This is a genomic window from Paraburkholderia sp. J7 (assembly GCF_905220155.1).
Classification (GTDB): Bacteria; Pseudomonadota; Gammaproteobacteria; order Burkholderiales; family Burkholderiaceae; genus Paraburkholderia.
The window spans coordinates 91148-108796 of the sequence record NZ_CAJMYZ010000012.1 but is presented as its reverse complement, the minus strand read 5'-3'; the positions used below and the strand labels follow the sequence as shown (position 1 = coordinate 108796).

The following is a 17649-nucleotide window of genomic DNA, read 5'->3' as shown; positions in this document are numbered from 1 at the left end:
TCTCGCCCGTTTACGCTACTTTATGCTCGTTTTTGCTCGATTTAAAAGGGCAAAAGCGAGTCAGCCGACACACAAACGGGAGCCGAACCCCATGCAACGAACACGCCAGGCGGCCATTGAAAGCCTGCTCCCCGACGAGCGCGAGCGCCTGATCCTCGAAAAACTGCGCGCCGAGGGCCGCGTGCTGGCCGCCGAACTCGCCGCGCAACTCGACACCTCTGAGCACACGATCCGGCGCCATTTGCGCGATCTGGCCGAGGCGGGACACTGCAAGCGCGTGTACGGCGGGGCGCTGCTCACCTCGCCCTCCAACAAGCCCGCCTCCGTGCGCATGCGCGAGCAGTTGCCAGCCAAGGCGCGCCTCGCGCGCGCCGCCGCCGCGCTCGTCAAGCCCAACCAGGTGATTCTGCTCGACGCGGGCTCGACCAACGTCGAGATCGCGGCGGCGCTGCCGGAAAATGCCGGTCTCACGGTCATCACGACTTCGCCGCAGGCCTGCGTGCGCCTGCTCGAGCGCCCGGGCATCGAGGTCATCCTGATCGGCGGGCGCGTGAGCGCGCAAGCCGCGGGCGCGCTGGGGGCGGCAGCCCTCGTGCAAATTCAGAGAATCAAGGCCGATCTTTGTTTTCTCGGCGCGTGCGCGCTCGACCCACAGGAAGGCGTCGCCGCATTCGATGCTGAGGATGCCGAAATGAAGCGCGCCATGGTCGCGGCAAGCGGCCAGATCGCGGCGGCGGTCACCACCGAAAAGCTGATGACGTCCGCGCCGTTCGTCATCGCGCCCTGTGCTTCGCTCGACTATCTGGTCGTCGATGCCGATGTGCCGAAACTCCATCTGAAGCAGCTAAAAGCCGCATGCGGCGACGTGACGGTGGCGCGATGAGACCGCTGCGCGAACGTTACGCCACCACCGCCGTCTTTCTGGCGAACGGCTTCGGCATTGGCGCGTGGGCCGTCGAGGTGCCGCGCGTGAAGGACAAGTTGTTCCTTGGCGACTCGCTGCTCGGCGTCGCGCTCTTCGCCTTCGCGCTGGGCGCGATCGTCGCTATGCCGCTTGCGGGGCGGCTCGCACCGAAGTTCGGCAGCGGCCGCGCGACCGCCCTGCTCGGCGTGCTGTTCGTCGCCGCGTTCCCGCTACCCGCGCTCGCGCCTAATGCGCCGCTGCTGTGCGCCGCGTTGCTGTTGCTCGGCGCGCTCAATGGCGCACTCGACGTTTCCATGAACGGCCACGCCAGCGCTATCGAAAAGGTGTGGAGCGCGCCGATCATGTCGTCGTTCCATGCTGCGTGGAGCGCGGGCGGTCTGGCGGGCGCAGCGGTGGGCACGGTGCTGCAGAAGGCAGGCTTCGGCGTCCTAAGCGGTCTCGCGCTGCCCGCTATTCCCATCGCCGTGCTGATCGTCGGCGCGGCGCTGTTTTCGCTGCGCGACGTGGGCACGCGCCCCAAGGCTGCGTCCGGCAGCGGATTCGCGCTGCCGCAGGGGAGCGTCGTGAAGCTCGCCGCGCTGGCGTTCCTTTGCATGGTGACCGAGGGCGCCATTGCCGACTGGAGCGCCGTGTACCTGCGCTCTGCCTTGCCCGCTCATGCCGATAGCGCAGGCATCGGCTATACAGCGTTCGCGTTCGCCATGGCGGCCTGCCGCATGGTGGGTGATGCGTTCGTGCGGCGCCTCGGCGCGGTGCGCGTGGTCGCGCTGGGCGGCCTCCTTTCGGCTGCGGGACTCGCGGCTGTGCTCGCCGCGCCTGCGCTCGCTACGGCGGTTGTGGGTTTCATCTGCGTCGGCATTGGGCTCGCCAATGTGGTGCCGGTGATTTTCAGCGCAGCCGGGCGCACCACCGATCCGCCCGTTACCGGTGTTTCGATGGCGGCCACCGCCGGGTACGCGGGCTTTCTCGTGGGGCCGCCGATCATCGGCTTTGGCGCTGGGCTCGTCGGATTGCAGCTAGCGCTTGGCGTGCTGGTGCTCGCTACGCTCGCGGTCTGCTTTGCGGGCAGCCGTGCGGTTCGCGACGTGGATGCATCGCCCGGCGAATCGGCAACGCACGCACAGGCGAATGCGCGTGACGCGGACCGCATTGAGACGGAGTAACCTGCGCACATCGAATTTCAGCACAAGATCCGGATATCCCCAGCCAACCGCCCTACGTAGACTCGATCCCGAAGTTCAAACCACCGCATCCAGCCTGCAACGGATCGATCTTCGGGACATCTACGATGGGCAACACGCCGGAAAACGCCACCTCACAGCGCGTCGTCGTCAATCTTTCGCATGCGAGTCTCGCGGCGCAATTCAGCGAGCAGATGGCCATTGCGGTCATCCCCATCGTCGCCGTGGTGGCGCTAGGCGCTTCCGCACAGCAAAGCGCTTCGCTGCAGGCCATCAATACGCTGCCGTTCCTGCTGCTCTCGCTGCCCGCCGGCCTCGTTGCCGATCGCAGCCGGCGCAAGCCGCTCATGATCGCAAGCGAACTGCTGCGCGCCGCCGCCCTTTTCGTGCTGTTCGCGTTGTTCCATGCGCGCGTGCTTTCGCTCTACACGCTCGGCACACTGGGCTTCGCCATCGCGACGGGCACCGTCGTGTTCAGCGTGAGCGCGCCCTCGCTCGTCGCAGCCATGGTCGAAACGGGCGACCTGCTCACCGCCAACCGGCGGCTCGAGATCGCGCGCAGCATCGCCTATACGGCGGGACCAGCCGTGGGCGGTATCTTTGCGGGCTGGGCGTCGGGCGTGTTCGCGTTTCTCGCGGCGTTCGCGCTGTCGCTCGCCAGCGCATGGTTTCTCGCGCGCCTGCCCACCGAGGCGCCGCGCCCGCGTTCGCGACGCGCGCTCACACACGAGTTATTCGACGGCGTGCAGTTCATCGCGCGCAACACGCATCTGCGGCCGATCGTGGCGACGGCCTTCGTCTTCAATACGTCGTGGTATCTGTTGCTCGCCGTGTTCGCCTGGTACGCGATACACCGGCTCGCGTTCGCGCCATCGGCCGTCGGTGTTGCGCTTGGCGTGTACGGCTTCGGCATGGTGGGCGGCGCGTTTCTCTACAAGCTCATCGCAAAGCGCCTCGTCTTCGGAAGGCAAATTCTGCTCGGCCCGCTGAGCGCCGCGCTTGCCTCGCTGCTCATGGCAAGCACCGCGCTCACGCATTCGCGCGCCACCGTGTTTCTAGCTTTCTTTCTGTTTGGCTTCGGGCCGATCGTCTGGACCATCTCGACCACGGCGTTGCGCCAGGTCGTCACGCCGCGCGATCTGATCGCGCGCGTCTCGTCGGTCATCATGACGGCGACATTCGGCGCGCGCCCGCTTGGCGCCCTGCTCGGCGCGCTCCTGAGCACGCGGCTTGGCATGACCAGTTGCCTCGTGGGCGCGGCGTGCGGATTCGCCATGCAACTCGCGATCATCGCGTTCTCCGCGCCCGCGCGGTTGCGCTCGATCGAAGGTCTCGACGCAGCGCACGCAGACACGCGCGAAGCGAAGGCAATGACCTTCGCGACTGAGAACCACCAACAATAAGGCGGCCAAAGCCGCCCCTTATGCCTTACTCGTTCGAACCGTCGAAGTCCACCACTTCGACCCAGTTCGCGCCCTTGCCCACCGGGTACTTGCCAAGCTCGTGCAGCGCGCCGCTCTTCGCATCGATACGGTAAGCGCTCAGCGTGGGCGAGAGCTGGCCCACGGCAAAGAGGTATTGGCCCGAAGGATCGATATTGAAGCCGCGCGGCTGCTTTTCCGTGGCATACGTGCCAATGCGCGTGAGCTTGCCCGTTTCCTTGTTCACGCGATACGCGCCCAGCGTGCTCGACGTGCGCTCCGAGATATACAGGTGGCGGCCGTCGGGCGTGAGGTGCACGTCGGCGCCCCACGGCTTGTCGCCGGAGAAGTCAGCGGGCAGGATCGAGATCGTCTGGATCGGCTTGACCGTATTGTTCGCCGCGTTGAACGCGAGCACGTGCAGTTTGCCGTCGAGCTCATCGATCAGATAGACGAAACGCTGGTCCGGCGAAAACTGGAAGTGGCGCGGGCCGGAATCCTTGGGCAGCGAGTAGGCGGGCTGCGCGTCTTCGGTGAGCGCGCCCGTCGCGGCGTCGAACTTCAGGCGCAGCCATGCGTCTGCGCCGAGCACCGAGGCGAACGCATAACGGTTGTCCGGCGAGGTGCGAATGATGTGCGCCATCGGGCCCGTCTTCACAGTTTGCAGCACGTCGCCCGCCACGCCGTTTTCGGCGATACGGTTCACCGCCAGCAGATTGCCGCCGTACGAAGCGGAAAGCAGATAACGGCCCGTGCCGTCGGTGGACACATAGGCCATGCTCTCCGCGAGCGGCGCGCGCCCGAGTTCGACGAGGTGGCCATCGAGCGGATTCACCGCGAAGCTCACCACGCGATACGGCTTCGAGCGCAGCGCCGCATACAGGCGATGATGATCGGGCGAGAACGCCATCGGCATGACCGTGCCGCCCACCGGCACGGTTTCGACCGCGGCCAGCGCGCCGCTTTGCGCGTCGAGCCGGAACACCGAAATGTCCTGGCTATCGGCGTTCGACACGTACACGTAGTTAGCTGCGTGCACGGCCACCGATGCCGCGAGCCCGAAAACGGCACCCACCACGCCGCGCAAGATTGCGTTCTTCTTCATCAACTCTTTTTCCGTTTGTTACTTCTATTAATCAGCTTCGCACTCGCCTGCCTTCACGCAAGCGCGCCAACGCGAAACACCGAAACCGCTTCCTTCATCGATTGCGCCTGGTGCTCCAGCGCGCTCGCCGCGGCGGCCGCCTGCTCCACGAGCGCGGCGTTTTGCTGCGTGACCTGGTCCATCTGGCTCACAGCCATGCCAACCTGCTGGATACCCGTGCTCTGCTCCGCGGTGGCCGTGGTGATCTCGGCCATGATGGTGGCGACGTTGCGCACCGAGTTCACGATCTCGTTCATCGTCTCGCCTGCCTGCGCGACGAGCGCGTTGCCGTTGCGCACGTCTTCCATCGAGGCGCCGATCAGTTCCTTGATCTCGCGGGCGGCACCCGCGCTGCGCTGCGCGAGCGTGCGCACCTCGCCCGCGACCACGGCGAAGCCGCGCCCCTGCTCGCCCGCGCGCGCCGATTCCACGGCGGCGTTGAGCGCGAGAATATTGGTCTGAAACGCGATGCTGTCGATCAAGCCGGTGATCTCGGCGATTTTCTGCGAGCTGGCGCTGATGTCCTGCATGGTCTGCACGGCGCGCCCCACCACGTCGCCGCCGCGCTGCGCGAGATCGGCCGCGCCCGTTGCGAGCGTGCTGGCCTCGGATGCGTTCGAGGAGTTCTGCTTCACGGTGGAGGTGAGTTCCTCCATGCTCGCAGCCGTTTCTTCGAGCGAGGCGGATTGCTCTTCCGTGCGGCTCGACAGATCGAGGTTGCCCGCCGCGATTTCGCGCGCGGCCGTGTGGATTGCATCGCAACTGTCGCGCACGCCGGCCACGGTGCGCGAAAGCCCTGCCTGCATCCGGCGCATTGCCGCGAACAGCAGGCCAATTTCGTTGCGGCCCGCTTCGGGCACGCGCACCGTGAGATCGTTCGACGCGATGCGGTCGAGCACCGCCGCCGCTTCGGCGAGCGGGCGCGACACGATGCGCTGCAACGCGAAATGCGTCACGACGACGAGCGCCAGCGCAATCGCCACGCCGACGCCCACGAGACTCACGATCCACGCGTAGCGCGCGTTGCCGTCTTCGAGCGTTGCCTCGGCGAGCGCGTTGGCGAGCTTCTGGAACTTCTCCACGTTCACGGAATAGGCCGCGCCCGCGGCGGTGATGTCGGTGTCGTTGACCGCCACATAGGCCGCTGTGTCGCCGTTGCGCAGCGCGGCGGTCGCGCGCGTGAGCGTGTTGGAAAGCTGTGCGGCGGAGTCGAGCAACTGACGCTTGAGGTCCGCGTCCATGCCGTCGAACGCCGGGGCGTTGGCGAAGGCCTGCGTTTCGCTCACCGAAAGCTCGAAGCTTTTGGCAGCACTGGTCAGCGCGGAGTCGCGCGTGGCCGTGTCGTTGCGTTCCTTGAGCGCGCTATAGCCGCGCACGAGCGCCGAGCGCGTGCGCGTGGTGTCCTTGTAGGCGTCGTTGACCAGAATGGTCTGGCGCGCGATTTCGTGCAGGCGCTGGGCGCTGGCGTTCGACTCCCGCAGCGAAAACACGCCCGCGAAGCCGCCGATCAGAATCATCACGCCAAAGATCACCAGCACTGCAAGGAGGCTGGCTCGTACCGTCGTGTTGCGCATGTTGCTTCAATCCCCGGTTTCCATGGTGTTCTTCTTTACGGCCCAAACGCAGGAGTCTTGAGGGTGTGCCCGCCATGTTGTCCAACAACTTGGGCATATCATCCCATCATCACGCGCTTATCCTGAAATTCGAGTTTACCCTGAGACCCACTCAAGAGGCGTACAGTTCGGTTGCCTCGGCTTCCTGGGCAATGTACGATTGGCTCTGACAACCAGCCTCGATGTCAAACAACTTGCTGACAACTGGCTGAACAGGCAGCGGAGCAGGTCCGCACCCGGAACGCGCTTGACGTAAGTTCAGCGCGTTCCTGCATAAGTAGATGCGGCGCGCATGAGGCGCGCCGTCAGGAGACAGCAGATTCGGGCCGCCGCCTCGCTCACGTTGCGCGGCCCGGGTCTCGCGCACGATAGAGGTCGATCCACATGTCGTTGAGCCGCACCGCCACGCAGTCCGATGTCGCCAGGCGCACCAAGGTGCGCTACCTGATCCTCTCGCTGATCTTCATCATCACCACGCTCAACTACGCTGACCGCGCCACGCTCTCGGTCACGGGTTCGGCAATGCGTGCCGAGTTCGGTCTCGACGCCATCCACATGGGCTACATCTTCTCCGCGTTCAGCTGGGCGTATGTGCTCGCGCAGGTGCCCGCGGGCTGGGTGCTCGACCGCTTCGGCGCGCGCCGCGTGTACGCGGGCAGCATCTTCCTGTGGTCGCTCTTCACGCTGCTGCAAAGCTCGATTGGCCTGCTCGGCAGCGCGGGCGCCGCGATCGCAGGCCTCTTCGCCCTGCGCTTCGCGATGGGCGCGGCCGAAGCACCCGCCTTCCCCGCCAACGCGAAAGTGGTCGCGAGCTGGTTCCCGGCGAAGGAGCGCGGCACGGCCTCGGCCATCTTCAATTCGGCGCAGTATTTCGCGGCCGTGGTGTTCACGCCGCTCATGGCGTGGCTCACGCACGCGTATGGCTGGCATCACGTGTATATCGTGATGGGCGTGGGCGGCCTCGTGCTGGCCTTTGCGTGGATCAGGTTCATGAAGAACCCCGCCGATCATCCGGGCGTGAACCAGCAGGAACTCGAATACATCGAGGCGGGCGGCGGCATCGTGAACGGGCATCAACGCACGGCGCGCGCGGAACGCAAGGCACGCAAGGGCGCGAACTGGGCGGTCATCCGCCAGCTGTTGGGCAACCGCATGCTGCTCGGCATCTACCTCGCGCAGTATTGCATCAACGTGCTCACGTACTTCTTCCTCACGTGGTTCCCGATCTACCTCGTGCAGGCACGCCACATGACCATCCTGAAGGCGGGGCTCGTTGCTTCGCTGCCCGCCATCTGCGGGTTCCTCGGCGGCGTGCTGGGCGGTGTGGCGTCGGACGCTTTGATTCGCTCGGGCCGCTCGCTCACTGTGGCGCGCAAGGCGCCGATCGTCGGCGGCATGATGCTCTCGTGCTGTATCGTCGGCTGCAACTACGTGAACAGCGACTGGATCGTGGTCGCGCTCATGTCGCTCGCATTCTTCGGCAAGGGGCTGGGTGCGCTCGGCTGGGCCGTGATCGCCGATACCGCACCGCGCGAAGCCATCGGCCTCTCGGGCTCGATCTTCAACATGTTCGGCAATGTGGCCGGCATCGTCACGCCGATCGTGATCGGCTATGTGCTGGCCGAAACCGGTTCGTTCAACGGCGCGCTCGCCTTTGTCGGCGTGAACGCGCTCGTCACGGTGATCAGCTACCTCGTGATCGTGAAGGACATCAAGCGCGTGGAATTGAAGGCCGCCTGAAGCGGCTGCGCTCGATCACTGCTCGTGGGCCCGCCGCGCCAGCGCGCGGGCCGCGACAATAGCGGCCGCGAAGCCGGAAGCCGCGCCCACCAGCAAGGCCCAGCGCGGCCCCCAGTGGTCGGCGATCCATCCCACGATCGGTGCGCCGATGGGCGTGCCACCGAGCGCCACGGCCAGGCGGATCGCCAGCACGCGGCCGCGCATGCCAGGTTCCGTGGAAAGCTGCATGAGGCTGTTGGTTTCGGTCGTGAACGTGAGCGCCGCGATGCCGATCATGACGAGCGCGCCGCCGAACCACCAGTAACCGGGCGCAACAGACGCCAGCACACACGCCACCCCGAACGCCGCCGCCGCGAACAACAGCGAGACGAAACGCGGATGGCTGCGGCCCGCGCCGAAGAACGCGCCGCTCATGGTGCCCACCGCCATCAGGGAAGAAAGGAGTCCGTAGCGTCCCGCGTCGGCGTGGAAGACGTTCACGGCCATCGTCGAGATGAAGATCGGGAAATTCAGCCCGAAGGTGCCGATCAGGAACAGCATGACGAGGATCGCCCGCAGGTCGGGGCGCGCCCACACGTAACGGAATCCCGCGGCAATCCCGCCCTTCGCGGGCTGCTTGCGCTTCGCTGAACGCAGTTCGTCCACACGCAAGCGCGTAAGCGAGATCAGCACGGCGACAAACGAAAGGCCGTTGAGCAGGAAGGCCCAGCCCACGCCCACCGAAGCAATGACGAGTCCCGCCACCGCCGGCCCGATCATGCGCGCGGCGTTGAACGAGGTGGAATTGAGCGCGACGGCGTTGGAGAGATCGGCGTCGCCGACCAGCTCCGAGACGAAGGTTTGCCGCACCGGCGAATCGAATGCCGTCGTGCAGCCGAACAGGAACGCGAACACATAAACCTGCCAGAGCTGCACGAGCCCCGTGACCGTGAGCACGCCTAGTGCAATGGCCAAAGCGCCTAGCAGCGCCTGCGTGAGCATCAGCAGCTTGCGCTGGTCGAAGTGGTCGGCGGCAAAGCCCGACCACGGCATGAACAGCATTTGCGGGCCGAACTGCAAGCCCATCACGATGCCCACCGCCGCCGCGCTGTGATGTGTGAGGCCGGTGAGCACGAGCCAGTCTTGCGCCGTGCGCTGCATCCACGTGCCGACGTTCGAGACGAGCGCACCCGCCGACCACACGCGATAGTTGTAACTCTTGAGCGAGCGAAAGAACCCCGAAGCAGGAGCGCTCATGTGAGCCCCTCGCCTTAGTCGGCCACGAGCCGCTTGAGCAGGTCGACTGCGGCGGCTAGCTGCTGTTGCTCGGCGCCGGAAAGGCGCGTGTCGATCCTGCGCGAGAGCCAGTCCTGGCGCGCGGCCCGCCCTTCTTTGAGCCACTCGCGAAAGGCGTGGGTGAGCGACCAGAGCGTTTGGCGCCCGTCGTTGGGGTCCGGTGCGCCGCTGATATGCCCCGCCGCCTCGAGCGGCGCGATGAGTGTGCCCATCGACTGCGGGCGCATACCCTCCGCGCGCGCGAGGCTCGACACCGTGGCCGGCCCTTCGCGTTCGAGCCGCAGCAGCACGGCCATCTGCGACGGCGTGAATTCGCCGAGGATCGCCTGCTCGCGAAAACGGCGGCGCAGTTGCCCGACGAGGGCGCGCAGGTCGCCGGCAAGCGACGCGGCGAGGTCGGGAGGGGGAGTTTTGGCGCGATCGGTCATCTCCGCATTCTAGGAGATATGAAGGTAAACTGCAAAGATAACCTTCATATCTCCGAATCCAGGCTGGAGCGAGGTTGGTTTGGGGAATGCCTGGCGGGGTGTACTGCTTTATGTCACCTGAGATGCGTTGACTCGACCCGTGTCGTCGGTTGCGTTCGGCCACGGGCAATTGAATTCATTCATTTCGCCGAGTTCGCGCATCTGCTCGACGGTGACGAGGTCTTTACTGTCGATCGTTTTTCCGGCCATGCAACCGAAGCCGCGCCCTGCATTGTCGATCCGAACACGCTCACGCGCACCGCCAACGCTGCTGGGCGCGCAACCGTTTTGAAGTTTTGCAGGTCGTTGGGGCGACTGAACTGGTTCTACGACACATTTCTGACGCGGTTTATATCGCTATCCTTATTAATTAAATCACACAAAGGCAATCGTGCTGGGAATTGCTCGCCAGGCACGGCAACGCACATGTTGTCGTCATTGCGACACCGCGCTGAGTTTGAATTGGCGGGAAATGTACAAATTCAGGCGGCGTAGGTCAAGTTTCGATGTGTGTAATGCGCGTAAATACAGGGAGGAGACCGCATAGCCATTCAAGGAGACACCCGCATGACGAAGTGCAATCCAACCTGGCGTGCCATTCGAAGCGCCGCCATCAGCACCTGCGCACTCGCCGCTGTATCTGTTGCACATGCCCAAAGTAGCGTCACGCTGTACGGCATTGCAGACGCCCAGATTCTCTACACGAACAAGACCTTCAATCTCGCCACGGGTGCCAGTGAAGGTCATCAGTTTTCCCTTCAGAGCGGCGGCGAAAGCGCGACTCGCTTTGGCGTAAAAGGGACTGAAAATCTTGGTGGCGGGCTCGCAGCCATTTTCAACCTCGAAAGCGGCATCGATATTGCCAACGGTGGACTGGGTGACTCTAACGGCGAGTTCTTCGGCCGCCAGGCGTGGGTTGGCCTGGTCGGCGGCTTCGGCACAGTCACCGCCGGTCTTCAATACTCTCCGTTCCTGCTTTCGATCTTTGCGACCGATCCACGGGACTTCAAATATTTTGGCAGCGGACTCGTCAACTACGTTGACAACGTCGTCGTCACTGGCCTCTTCAACGCCAATTCAATCATGTACACGTCACCTGAGATTGCGGGCGTCCAGGGCCGTGCCATGTACGCCTTTGGTGGCTCTCCTGGCGACTTCAAGGCAGGTCAGCAGTATTCCTTCGGGCTTTCCTGGCATGCTAGCGGCTTGCTGCTCAGCACCGCGATGTATAACGGCAACTCAGGCGGGACCGCAGCCACCATACCGAACCCAAGTACCGTCGCTTTCGTCGGCCGGAACATCGGAGCAACTTATTACCTCGAGCACCTGTCTATCAAAGTCTCCTACACGCTCTACAAAGTCGCTGGCTCCTTCGACAACCGCGTGATCGCCGGCGGCCTTGCATATTCGCTCACACCCTCCCTCTCCATCGACGGTGGTGCCTGGTATACCCGCGACGGCAATGACTCAAGCAATCATTCAATCCTCGGCTCGCTCGGCGTTGACTATTCTCTCTCCAGGCGCACAACTCTTTACACGCAGGTCGCTTACGCTAACAATCACGGGCGCATGAATACAGGATTAGCAATCAACGGGGCGCTCTTTGGCGTAACAGGGTCACAGTTCGGCGCCGATGTTGGCATTCGACACCTGTTTTAATATTCGATTTCTCACGCTGCTGCGGCCTTACCCCGAGGCTTCCCAACTTGAGCCTGCCATGCCCTACGGCGCGCCATGCGTTGGGCAGGCTTCGCCGTGGCGCCCGCTATTATCGCCAGTCTGCTGATGCGCCGACGTAACCGGCCAAACACGCTGGCCGCCGATGACCGGTGCGCGGCACTCTCATGCTGACGCGCCGTGCATCGATGCAGTGATTCCGCGAATCGCTGTAAAGCCGATACCGAACCGCATACGCTCTGGTATTCCTCGCGGCCAATCCTGCCATCGAGGATGACGGTCAATCCCGACGCGCGGGCCATGTCGATGATGTCCATTTTGATCTCCTGTTTAGGTGCCTTTCCTGTCATACCGCGGGCAGGCGCCGGTTATTCCCCATCCGTACAGGAAAACGACCATCACTTGTGCAGCAGCAGTCGATTCATCGAATCACGCCCACGCTATAAACAGGAATCCTTTTCGAACGGATTCTTCACATGCATGCCTTGACGGCCAGCCGACACGATCTTTGGCTGGCGTCCTCTTTGCCGGTCTTCCAGCACGAGGAAAAACTGGCGCGTAAAGTACAAATTTGGGCGGCGCCAGTCAAGTTCCGGCGGCGAAACTGCGATGGAATAGACACCAGAGATTGCACATCGGCTTGTCTCGATGCCAATCCTGTTCCTCATCCCCACTGGAGACACTTTCCATGAACGCAGAAGTCGCACAAGCCCTCAATGATGTTTCCGCAATTGACACGGTGCATATCGGCGGACAATCCACGCCGTGGCTCCCCTTTGCTCCGATCAACGACAAGATTCACCTCAAGTATTTCCGGATCAACCCTGTCACGGGCGAAGTGGTCTTGCTTATGAAGGCGGCCAAAGGCGAAGGCGCGCATATCCACCGGCATACCGGCACGGTGATGGTCTACACGCTCAGCGGCCGCTGGAAATATGACCAGCACGACTGGATCGCAGAAGCCGGTGACTTTGTGTTCGAGCCCTCGGAGTCGTCGCACTCGTTCACGAACCTCTCCGACGACGACAACGGCATGGCGCTCGTCGTCTCGACCGGAGAACTCCACTTCCTGGATGAACAGGGCAATGTCACGCACGTCGAGACGTGGCGGACCGCTTTGAACCGCTACCAGGCCTATTGCAGGAGCCATGGGTTGCCTGAAGTTGACCTGATCGGCTGTCAGGGCAGCCGCTAAGCAGCACGCCTTCTCACGGAGGTTACGCCTATGGCTCACCTCGCACCCTCCGCGCCGGCCGAATCCATTGAAGCCCTGACGCTGACCTGTGGACCGCATGCCGATACCGCGCTGGCTGCGGGGCCGCGCAGCGGAGAGTGCGTCCTGCTGCTCCATGACTGGCCGGAATTCGCCGACTGCTTGCGCGACGTACTGGCCGCTCTCGGCGCTGCGGGATACCGGACCGTCGCAGTGGACCAGCGCGGCCGCGCTGAAAACGCCAGGTCCACGAATATTGCGCTCTACACCGCGGCTCATCTCGAGTCGGACGCACTTGAGTTCGCTGATCAAACCGGGGCGACACAGTTCCATCTGATCGCGCACGACTGGGACCAATCTCCTCTCTATACGTTACATCCATCACCTGTCATTCATGTCTTCTCACTCCCTGAACGATAGCCAGCCGATTGCTCGCGTCATGGTGGCCGGCACTGGCGTACTCGGCGCGCAGATCGCCTTTCAATGCGCTTTCTCCGGCGTCGATGTTATTACCTACGATGTTGACACTGGCTGCCTCGAACGCGCGAACATGAGATTTGATCAACTCGGTCACATTTACGCTGCGGAGCTCGGCGCCACACGCGCACAAATCGAAGCCGCGCGGGCTCGCATCGTGGGCAATATCAATCTTGGTTCTGCCGCGGCGCACGCCGATCTTGTCATCGAAGCCATCCCCGAAGATCTCGCGACCAAACAGTCGTTCTACCGCGCGCTGTCTGCCTGCGCGCCTGCCGCCACCATCTTCGCGACCAACTCGTCGACGCTCGTGCCGAGCCAGCTTGTCGGCGTCACGGACCGCCCCGAGCGCCTGCTGACGCTGCATTTCGCCCACGAAGTCTGGAAGCACAACATCGCGGAGATCATGGGCCACGCGGGCACCGACCCTGCCGTATTCGGGCGCGTGGTGCAGTTTTCCCGCCGTATTGGCATGGTGCCGTTGCCGCTGCGCAAGGAGCAACCGGGTTACCTGCTGAATACCATGCTTATTCCGATGCTATTGGCGGCACTCGGCCTGCTCGTCAACGATGTCGCCGACATACAGACGATCGACAAAGCATGGATGGTTGCGAAAGGAGACTGCATCGGCCCCTTCGGCATTCTCGACGGAATCGGCATGACGACCGTGTACAACGTCACCCGCGCACTCGCTGAACGCACCGGCGATTCCACTCATCGTCGTATTGCGGAGTACGTGAAGACGCATTTCATCGAGACGGGCAATCTTGGTGAGTCAACGGGGCGCGGGTTCTATCGTTATCCTGATCCTGACTTTCTGGATCCCGCGTTCGTCTCAGCTTGAACTGCCAGCCAGGATCGCTAGTCGTCGGCGCGTTCGCGGTCGGTCCCGCGGCACGTTGCGCGCAGCTGTCGGGGCGTCATGCCCCGCAGTCGCTTGAATGCACGGCTAAAGGCACTCTGCTGGGAATAACCCAGCATTTCGGATATCTCCGCAAGCGGCAGGCTGGATTGCTGCACATACTTGACCGCGAGGTCTTCACGAACTTCGTCCCGAATTTCATCGAAGCTCGTCCCCGCTTCCGAGAGGCGGCGTTGCAGAGTCCGCGGGGAAATTGCAAGCGCTCGTGCAATCGCATTCAGCGAACTGTCCGTGAACGGCAAAAGTGCCCGAATCACCGCTTGCGTGCGCACAACCCAGAGCGCCTCGATTTGCGCCCTTTCTCGCCGCAAATGTGCTTCGAGCACGCGATGTGCGTTACGCCGAAACTGCGTAACCGGGCGCATCACCGTGTCATGGTCCAAAACAATCGCGTTTCTATCCTGGTTGAATCTCAGGGATGGTCCAAACGTACGCAAGTGCATCGAGCAGTCCGCCGGCGCAGCATGACGAAACTGCACGACTTCCGGCTTCCAGTCTGTGCCACAAATCGTCCGCAAATACCGCACACCGTTGGCAAGCCCCAATTCGATTGCCTGCACCTCTCCAGACCCAGCCGCATTCTCAATGTCGTAAGTCAATACCATTCCTTGTTCATCGCGAACTGCCCTTACCGATGACATTGACGTATGGAGCACATAAAACTCGGCAAGCGTTTCCATGGCCTCGCCAACGGTACGCATGCCCTGCATCATGACAAGTATCGGCCCCAGGACCGCCAGGCCCTGGTACTCGGAGAGCCTCAGTCCGAAGTCCCGGCATTGTGTGATTTCAGCAGCGAGCGAAAGGAAGCGCAGTACCTGTGCGCCTCGAATTGGCACATCAGTGGAACGCAGCGCAAGCTCCGGCAAATCCGCTCGAGTCACCACCAACTCGGGTCGGACGCCAAGCGCTTCGAGTAGAGCGGCAGCTCCCGTCAACACGACACTTGGTAGGTAGCCTTGCATTCTATGTACAGGTAGTCACTTGCGACGGGGCACTGTGGGAGGAGGTTCATATGCGGGCCGCGAAGACCGGCCTTGATTTTGGTATTTTCCCTCAAACGCACCACGCGCGGAACATGCCTGACAGTAGCCCGCAGCCGCGGTCACAAAACGCCAGCGCCCCGGCATTAGCGGGGCGCTGGCGCAGTGCTTGTGGAAACGTTCATCCGGGAAAGTGGCGCCGCGTATCAATTGTCTGGCGCGATGGGTCGTTGCAGCACCGGATCACCTTGAAACTCGCGAAGCACCGTGACGGTTGGCTCAAGAGCCGAAGAAGATAGTGCAAAAGCTAACCGGTCCGACGCAGGTCGACGGATCGGACGGCGTCTTTTCTTTTTTGATGTGGCCCGCGTCGCTCGTGCCTGTCATTGCGGCACCCATGCCGCTGTCGCTGTTCTGCTGCTGGGGCTCGGCGGCTTGCCGTTCAGCGTCCTGGGCGGCAGCCTTCGCCTGCGCCGCCTGGATATCGTCCGGATAGTTCGCGTCGTCGCCAGCCGACGGATTGTATCCGGCCTGTTCGAGCCTGATGAGATCGGCGCGCACCTGCGCACGGGTGAGCGGCACGGACGCGGACTGCGCAAAAGTCTCGGTGGAGCTGACGAGCGCGCAAAGCGCCAAAGCCAGCAGGGTGAGCTTTTTCATGATCACAACTCCTTCCCAAAGCGTGCAGAGACTGGCAGGCCCGACACAGGTCGACCGTTAGCCTGCGCGTCGATTGCAACGCCGGCTCCAGAAAAAATTCTCAGGGAAACATTCATGGTTCGCTTATTCAATTTGGACTCCGATTTAAATGAGATGAAGTGACCAATCCAATGGCCCAGAACGTCAGACACCGTGGCGTCCGTTTCTCCGCTCACTTTCAGATGAGAGGACTGAAACGCTGCAGTCGTCATCGGGCTTGCCCACGCCAAGGTATACCGGGAACAGGTACCGCTTATTCCCACAGCTGACACAGGTGCGAGAAAAAAAATCCATTGGCGAGTGCGTCGCCTTCGTTCGCTCGAACGCGATACGTCGTTGGAATAAACCGCCCCACTCCCCGGTATTGCTGTTGGACGCCAGCTTTGCTCAACGTACGGAATAAAAGTTGTGCGCCGACGGTTAAACCTCTCGACGGGCGCGGATGCGTCACAGCGACAATTCGGGTCCAGAATGAACGATCTGACTCCTCTCAGGCGCTTTGAAACCCTGGTGATACCTCACATGAATTCCGCGTACAGCGTCGCAAGGTGGCTGACCCACAACGATCAGGATGCGCAGGATGTCGTTCAGGAAGCGTACATCAAGGCATTCCGGTTTATTGGCAGCTTTCAGGGTACGGATGCGCGCGCCTGGCTGCTGACCATCGTCCGCAATTCGTTCTACACGTGGTATCAGCACAACAAGAGCCGGGCCTTCGAATCGCAGGTATTCGAGGAAGCCGCGTATGAATCGGAGCCAGACGACGAAGGTATCGAAAGTCCAGAGGCTCTGGTCATGCGCGATCAGGACCGCAAACAGGTCATCAAGGCGCTGAGCATGCTGAGCCTCGAACATCGGGAGATCATCGTGCTGCGGGAGATCGAGGAAATGACCTACAAGGAGATTGCGGGCATTGTCGGCATTCCAATGGGCACGGTCATGTCCCGTCTTGGACGGGGGCGTCAACAGCTTGCCGCGGTCCTTGCAGGAATGGGCCAGGAGGCATGATGGATCACGGGAAAGCGTTCGAACTGCTACCGGGTTACATCGACAACGAGCTCACCCTTGGTGAAACGGTAGAGTTCGAGCATCATCTTTCCGGCTGTGCCGTGTGTCACTGTGTGCTGGCTTCGCAGCGGCGGGTGAGTACGTTATTGAAAACATCCAAGCTCCAGTTCACCGCGCCGGCCGAACTGCGAGCGTGCATCAAGAAGGAACTGCATCCGCGCAAGTCCCTTTTCCAGCGTCTTGCGGATTGGCTGCCTTCGTGGAAAGAAGGCGGCAGGTCTGGCTGGGCCCCAACTGGTGTAATGATCATCAGCGCAGCGGCACTCATGGGAAGCGGGATGCTTTATCTGGCTGCCCCCTCCTCCGACGTCCGGCTTACTCAGGAGTTTGTCGACAACCATGTGCGCTCGCTACAACTGAATCACCTTATCGATGTCATTTCCACGGATCGACATACGGTCAAGCCATGGTTCGAAGGGAAGATCGATTTTGCGCCACCCGTACTGAATCTGGCGCAGGATGGCTATCCTCTCGTTGGCGGGCGTCTCGATTATCTCGACGGCCGCACCGTGGCGGTCATGGTCTATCGCTACAAGCTTCATGCAATCAATCTCTACGTGTGGCCCGGCAACGACGCGGGAGACAGTGCGAAGGTTCATGAGCAGCAGGGCTACCATATCGCTCACTGGACCGATGGACGGATGAACTATTGGGCCATTACGGACGCCGGAAAAAACGAACTGTACGGATTCGTCAAAAGCCTGAGGGCGCAAGCTGGTTCGTGAACGGAACCCCCAAGACCGTGAGCATCGATGAAAGCGGTGCGAAAAAGACGGCATAAGCGTCGCGCTGCTCACTGAGGGAACTGACTGGCGGCTTGAACGACTGATTGAATCCGCCAGCA

General features: G+C 62.4%; 18 protein-coding genes. 11 read left to right on the top strand and 7 right to left on the bottom strand.

All coding sequences use genetic code 11. The features are described 5' to 3' along the window. Positions 1-91 precede the first annotated feature (91 nt). From U5A58_RS20475 to U5A58_RS20465, 3 genes are all read left to right on the top strand, one after another. A complete protein-coding gene (locus U5A58_RS20475) occupies positions 92-883 on the top strand; it encodes a DeoR/GlpR family DNA-binding transcription regulator (RefSeq protein WP_321962803.1) in 792 nt (263 codons plus the stop codon). Next, positions 880-2088: an MFS transporter gene (locus U5A58_RS20470; protein ID WP_321962802.1), complete on the top strand. Its 1209-nt coding sequence runs from the start codon at positions 880-882 to the stop codon at positions 2086-2088. The genes U5A58_RS20475 and U5A58_RS20470 overlap by 4 nt, the downstream gene beginning before the upstream one ends. Before the next feature lie 125 nt (positions 2089-2213). Continuing rightward, positions 2214-3509: an MFS transporter gene (locus U5A58_RS20465; protein WP_321962801.1), complete on the top strand. Its 1296-nt coding sequence runs from the start codon at positions 2214-2216 to the stop codon at positions 3507-3509. A gap of 25 nt (positions 3510-3534) precedes the next feature. Here the strand turns inward: U5A58_RS20465 and U5A58_RS20460 are convergent, their stop codons facing one another. Continuing rightward, entirely contained in the window at positions 3535-4632 is a 1098-nt protein-coding gene (locus U5A58_RS20460) for a lactonase family protein (RefSeq protein WP_321962800.1), read from the bottom strand. A gap of 53 nt (positions 4633-4685) precedes the next feature. Beyond that, complete coding sequence (locus tag U5A58_RS20455; protein WP_321939172.1) at positions 4686-6245, bottom strand: methyl-accepting chemotaxis protein; 1560 nt, start codon at positions 6243-6245, stop codon at positions 4686-4688. A 423-nt stretch (positions 6246-6668) separates the two neighbouring features. Between U5A58_RS20455 and U5A58_RS20450 the strand changes: the two genes are divergently transcribed. After that, a complete protein-coding gene (locus U5A58_RS20450) occupies positions 6669-8024 on the top strand; it encodes an MFS transporter (RefSeq protein ID WP_321962799.1) in 1356 nt (451 codons plus the stop codon). 15 nt (positions 8025-8039) lie between these two features. On the opposite strand, the gene U5A58_RS20445 is transcribed toward U5A58_RS20450, so the two are convergent. Together U5A58_RS20445 and U5A58_RS20440 are read right to left on the bottom strand one after the other, a co-directional pair. After that, a complete protein-coding gene (locus tag U5A58_RS20445; RefSeq protein ID WP_321962798.1) occupies positions 8040-9260 on the bottom strand; it encodes an MFS transporter in 1221 nt (406 codons plus the stop codon). A 14-nt stretch (positions 9261-9274) separates the two neighbouring features. Then, positions 9275-9727 carry a MarR family winged helix-turn-helix transcriptional regulator gene (locus tag U5A58_RS20440; RefSeq protein WP_321914995.1) on the bottom strand — a complete coding sequence of 151 codons (453 nt, stop codon included), beginning with the start codon at positions 9725-9727 and terminating at the stop codon, positions 9275-9277. Between the two features lie 18 nt (positions 9728-9745). Here U5A58_RS20440 and U5A58_RS20435 point away from each other — a divergent pair, with 18 nt between their 5' ends. Continuing rightward, complete coding sequence (locus U5A58_RS20435; protein WP_321962797.1) at positions 9746-10261, top strand: hypothetical protein; 516 nt, start codon at positions 9746-9748, stop codon at positions 10259-10261. 102 nt (positions 10262-10363) lie between these two features. Then, positions 10364-11425 (top strand): porin, encoded by a 1062-nt coding sequence (locus tag U5A58_RS20430; protein WP_415774267.1) that lies wholly within the window; start codon positions 10364-10366, stop codon positions 11423-11425. 11 nt (positions 11426-11436) lie between these two features. Here U5A58_RS20430 and U5A58_RS20425 read toward each other — a convergent pair whose 3' ends face one another. Further along, positions 11437-11760 carry a hypothetical protein gene (locus tag U5A58_RS20425; protein ID WP_321962795.1) on the bottom strand — a complete coding sequence of 108 codons (324 nt, stop codon included), beginning with the start codon at positions 11758-11760 and terminating at the stop codon, positions 11437-11439. Positions 11761-12131: 371 nt separating this feature from the next. Between U5A58_RS20425 and U5A58_RS20420 the strand changes: the two genes are divergently transcribed. The 3 genes from U5A58_RS20420 to U5A58_RS20410 are packed head-to-tail and all read left to right on the top strand — an operon-like array spanning position 12132 to position 13977. Next, on the top strand, positions 12132-12638 hold the full coding sequence (locus tag U5A58_RS20420) for a 2,4'-dihydroxyacetophenone dioxygenase family protein (RefSeq protein WP_321914998.1): 507 nt from the start codon (positions 12132-12134) through the stop codon (positions 12636-12638). Positions 12639-12668: 30 nt separating this feature from the next. After that, complete coding sequence (locus tag U5A58_RS20415) at positions 12669-13076, top strand: alpha/beta fold hydrolase (protein WP_321962794.1); 408 nt, start codon at positions 12669-12671, stop codon at positions 13074-13076. Beyond that, positions 13051-13977 carry a 3-hydroxyacyl-CoA dehydrogenase gene (locus tag U5A58_RS20410; protein WP_321962793.1) on the top strand — a complete coding sequence of 309 codons (927 nt, stop codon included), beginning with the start codon at positions 13051-13053 and terminating at the stop codon, positions 13975-13977. Before U5A58_RS20415 ends, U5A58_RS20410 begins: the two co-directional genes overlap by 26 nt. Positions 13978-13994: 17 nt before the next feature. On the opposite strand, the gene U5A58_RS20405 is transcribed toward U5A58_RS20410, so the two are convergent. Both U5A58_RS20405 and U5A58_RS20400 read right to left on the bottom strand, forming a co-directional pair. Further along, on the bottom strand, positions 13995-15020 hold the full coding sequence (locus U5A58_RS20405; RefSeq protein WP_321962792.1) for an AraC family transcriptional regulator: 1026 nt from the start codon (positions 15018-15020) through the stop codon (positions 13995-13997). 297 nt (positions 15021-15317) lie between these two features. Continuing rightward, complete coding sequence (locus U5A58_RS20400) at positions 15318-15698, bottom strand: DUF4148 domain-containing protein (RefSeq protein WP_321962791.1); 381 nt, start codon at positions 15696-15698, stop codon at positions 15318-15320. Between the two features lie 510 nt (positions 15699-16208). On the opposite strand from U5A58_RS20400, the gene U5A58_RS20395 reads away from it, so the two are divergent. After that, positions 16209-16745 (top strand): sigma-70 family RNA polymerase sigma factor, encoded by a 537-nt coding sequence (locus U5A58_RS20395; protein WP_321962790.1) that lies wholly within the window; start codon positions 16209-16211, stop codon positions 16743-16745. Further along, positions 16745-17530, top strand: a complete 786-nt coding sequence (locus U5A58_RS20390) for an anti-sigma factor (RefSeq protein WP_321962789.1) — start codon at positions 16745-16747, stop codon at positions 17528-17530. Before U5A58_RS20395 ends, U5A58_RS20390 begins: the two co-directional genes overlap by 1 nt. The last annotated feature ends 119 nt before the right edge of the window (positions 17531-17649 follow it).